Annotated in this window: 4 protein-coding genes; all 4 read right to left on the bottom strand. The window is 36.6% G+C overall.

Features of this window, described 5'->3' with window-relative positions; genetic code table 11:
* Positions 1-238: 238 nt before the first annotated feature.
* Positions 239-769: a HEPN domain-containing protein gene (locus AB6D07_RS22595; RefSeq protein WP_372091782.1), complete on the bottom strand. Its 531-nt coding sequence runs from the start codon at positions 767-769 to the stop codon at positions 239-241.
* Between the two features lie 159 nt (positions 770-928).
* A complete protein-coding gene (locus AB6D07_RS22590; protein ID WP_017102092.1) occupies positions 929-2686 on the bottom strand; it encodes a P-loop NTPase fold protein in 1758 nt (585 codons plus the stop codon).
* Between the two features lie 140 nt (positions 2687-2826).
* Positions 2827-3573, bottom strand: a complete 747-nt coding sequence (locus AB6D07_RS22585) for a carbon-nitrogen hydrolase family protein (protein ID WP_017102091.1) — start codon at positions 3571-3573, stop codon at positions 2827-2829.
* A gap of 133 nt (positions 3574-3706) precedes the next feature.
* The coding region (locus tag AB6D07_RS22580; protein WP_372140759.1) for a hypothetical protein at positions 3707-4233 on the bottom strand (527 nt) is incomplete at its 5' end.

Raw genomic sequence — 4233 nt, 5'->3', positions numbered from 1 at the left:
GACGACATTACTTGCTTCATCTATGCGGTAACACTATCCCCTAAGCAACAAGAAAGGCTCTGATAATACAGGAGAGAAACTTCTACGTTTTTAATTGACAGTGGGGGTCATATCAACGCCGCATTAAGTGGTGAACAACGCGACCACCTAACCTTAAACCTTGCCACATTTAGCACTAAAGTTGACCCAAACTGAAATTGCCAAGCGTTGAGAATCCGTCTTAAATGCTTGTATGGAATTATTTTGCTATTTTCAACCTTTCAGTTGCGCTAACTAACCCTTTTATAAAACGGATAGCTTTATCTAGATCATCTCTTTTCACTATATGTGATTGAGTAACTGATGTATTTGCTTGATGAGCAGCGTCACCTCTGAGTGATATTAATTGATCTAGAACTTTTTTTGCTTGTGGTAGATGGTAATTGTCCCACTTCCAACTTTCCGTGATATCGATATCAAAGTAGGACTTAAACAATTGCTTCATTTTAGCTGTATTTGGGTTGTAGAACCTTTTTAGGTCTTCTGTTACTTTTCTTTGGACAAAGCTACCAATTTGACTCCCCTTTACTGAGAATAACCAAACCTCAATTTCTTCTTGAAAACGGTCTTTAACGTATGTTTCCCAAGCAGCAAGGGTTAACACCATTCCTGCTCGTTTCAACGACTCTGAATTGTGGGAGCACTGTCCATCTTTCTCTGAGTCAAACCGCTCTAGCAACTCCTCTGCATCTTGAATTGCTCTTTCAAATAACTCGCCAGCCTTGGTCACCACAATCTCCTTATCCAAATAATAATACTAACGCCTGCATAACACGTTTACTACTAAGCAATTATACTTAATATTGACGGCTTAAAACGAGAAACACTCGGCAAACTGAGATTGCCGAGTGTAGTAAATCGTGTTGATGCATTTGTTAACTGGCATTTTCTACGATTGAACCGTTGCTATACCTAGATTAGCTTCCATTCGTCTACACGCGTCTACAAAACAAGTATGAAGTTCTTCTATGCTAGCAACCTTAAGCCCAAAACCTAGCTCACCACTTAAGACAACAAGCATTGCAGATATCTCCTTAAGAGTCTCAATCTCAAGTTGAAAAAAGTCTTGAATATTAGCAAACCTGTACCGATGTCGATTAAACCTAACGAACTGGAACAACTCTTCATTAGACCAACAAAGGATGGCATCCCTAATTACTTCAACGCCAATATCTTGATAGATAGCTGTATGCATTAAGCTTTGATGGGCTTCATTTTGAACACTAGACCACGACTTAATAAATCTTTGAGAAAAATCTGTGTACTTATTATTCCGAGATAAGATATCAATCTCATCTTTTTTTGCATAATATGCCTTACTTACTTCTTCATTATAAAAATTAGTTCTGTAATCATGATCGAATGTGCCATTTTCAATTGGCACAGTAAAACGACTGATTTCGACACTTTTGCATATATCCAATAATTCTTCTTTAGAATATTTAGACGACTCTATAATTTTATTATCTAGCATATAAAGGTATATATCACACATGCTAAACCACTGATAAGAATCAATATCAGTTACAGTTGATATATTCTCTTCAAGTAACGTAACACCTGCTGTAAATTCATCCACTGACAGTTGATTTTGTGCCCATATTGATTTCATTGAATCAAGAAGTGTTTGTTTTATTGGTAAATTAAGCTCTTCTTTTAAAGAATCAAACTCAAAAAGCCCATCACAACAATAAGAAATTAATTTTTTATTTACACCATAGAAGTTATCACTAAAAATATTGTCTAGCCTTTCATATTCACTATTTTCAGCTTCTTCAGTATTTTCGGCCATTTGACGAATAATTCGGGTATCAATAGCATCAATAATTTGCTCTTTAGAAAATCCATATTCAAATTTCGCACAACAAATTCTAATGATCTCCCCTAATACCCTCGATAGTGCTTGGTCTAAAATAACATTATCAATATTTTCAATCTCGCTTTTAATACGGGTGAATTTTGCAATAGCTCGCTTTAAAACACGAATATTTCTTGAATCAATAGATGTTATATTTAAAAGAAGTTCATTAGCTAATTGTTCATCAATACTTTCATAAGTATTTTTTAGGATGCCGACCACTTCTTCGTGAGTAAAACTAAATTTGTACTTATCAGCAAACACTTTCTCTACGTCACTTTTACAATCTAGTTTGTCTTCATTAGCTACACACACAACTCTGATGTCTTTTGACTCAGCTAAACTTAAACACTCCCCTAAAATATTTTTAACCAATTTCTCATCGGCTACACGCTCTAAATCATCTAAGATTAAGACACAATTATTAAGCTCACCATACAATTTATACTTGTATGCACCTGCAGCACCACTTATAACAGCTCCAACACCTCTTTCACCTAAGTTGTTTGCCGCACCATCAATCCCCTTGGCGAAGAATTTAGCAAATACGGACGCTTCTTCTTGATCTGTCAGCGACAACGAAATTATTTTATCTCTAAAGTCATCAATACTTGAAATCCCATACAGAGAAAAGAAATAAACTTTTTGTGAAAAGGTTTGTTCAATTCTTTCGATTAAGTGATTACGTATAAAATGCGTCTTGCCACTACCCCATCCTCCATCTAGCAAAACTACTTGAGGAAAAGACGTATCACTCAATAACTCTATTATTTGATCTGCTTGTTTCACAATCACCTCAAAATTATTAATGCCAGTTAACGCTCGCTTAAGCTGTGAACAACGAAATCGAACTTAGTGCATTGCACCGTAAACACTAAACCAATTTGAACCAAAAATGGCATGCGTTGCGAATCAGCTTGAAGCGCTTGTTATGTTTGATTTACCTCGACCTCATTGCCCATAATATTACACAAGACCAAACCATATTCTTTGGAACTAGAGTTATTTACGAGCTCTCCGTGTGAATTCCAAACTGAACTCTTGCCGCAAGTTTCCCAACCGCCTGTCACTGAAATATGGTTACTTAAGAGTACAGGGAAACCTTGCTCTGATGCGATTTCCGATAAAATCTTAGAGTCAGGTTCAAATCCATTTTTAGAAATAAGAGCACTGACAACATAGATATCTGAGCCCAATTTTTTAGCCCGTCGAGAATGTTCCAATTCCGTAAAGTCCGCGCAAATAGCCAGCGCTATTTGATGTCCATTTACTTTAAAAAAGTAGTCTGACAAACCGAATGAGCAATACGTCCCTTCTCCTTCATGCAAATGTTGTTTCGAGTAAAATTGGACAGTGCCATCAGGAAAGCAAATGACAGCACCTATTGTTGGCTTTGAGTCATTGTTAACTTTTAATGGGCACCCAGCTATAGTGATAATCTCATTTTCGACCGAAGCTTGAGATAATTCTTTGAAGTTCGATGGACTTGGAGAAAAAGCTAGCTCAGCAGCTAAGTCCAACTCATAGCCAGTCAATGATAATTCAGGGAAAACAACTACATCTGCATCATAATAAGATGATTGCTCAATCATTTTGAGGTGACGTTCAAGGTTTGCACACACCTCACCTCTAGTGACAGGGACTTGAGCTAGGCTTATAGTTACTCCAGTTTTCAAGTTTTCTCCTTAAAACATAACGCCCAATTAAGTAGCTGACAACGCTACCAATACACTCAAATCTACCACCAATATCACTGAAGCTAAACCGTACTGAAAACGCTAAGCGTTGACAGTCTGCTTAAATTATTTGTTAGCTTAAAAACACCACTGCATTATTTAACGCATGAATACCAAATGTAACCCCAAATGCCGCTTTAAATGATTTTTGACGCCAAGTTAAATAGGATATTGAAAGAATAAAAAACAAGAAAAGTACCCCAAATCCATTTGGCACGCTGTTAAAAGTATGTGCTGCGCCCCATGTCAGCGCGCTAATTACTGAAGTCATCACTACTTCAAAATTAAACATTTGTATAAGCTTTAATATCGGAACCATTAGAAACGTTTCGACAGCCGGGGCTAGAATAATCAAAAATAATAATGACGATTCCTGTCTACCATTCGGAGCAACAAGCTCAGAACCCCATATGTATGACGCAGCGAATACTAAAGGAAAAGTCACACAAGCATGCAATAGATATGATTTCACTACATATCCGATTTCATTTTGGTTTGTATTAAATAAAAAACTAAATATTTTCATGCCCACTTCCATGTTTAAGCTAACGCTTAAGTATTTATCCGTTGTCGTAGCACAATGGATAAATACCTGTTGGA

It is taken from the genome of Vibrio sp. 10N.239.312.C11 (assembly GCF_041466065.1).
GTDB lineage: Bacteria > Pseudomonadota > Gammaproteobacteria > Enterobacterales > Vibrionaceae > Vibrio > Vibrio tasmaniensis_A.
The sequence above is the reverse complement of the archived record's forward strand: the minus strand, read 5'-3'. Positions and strand labels throughout refer to the sequence as shown.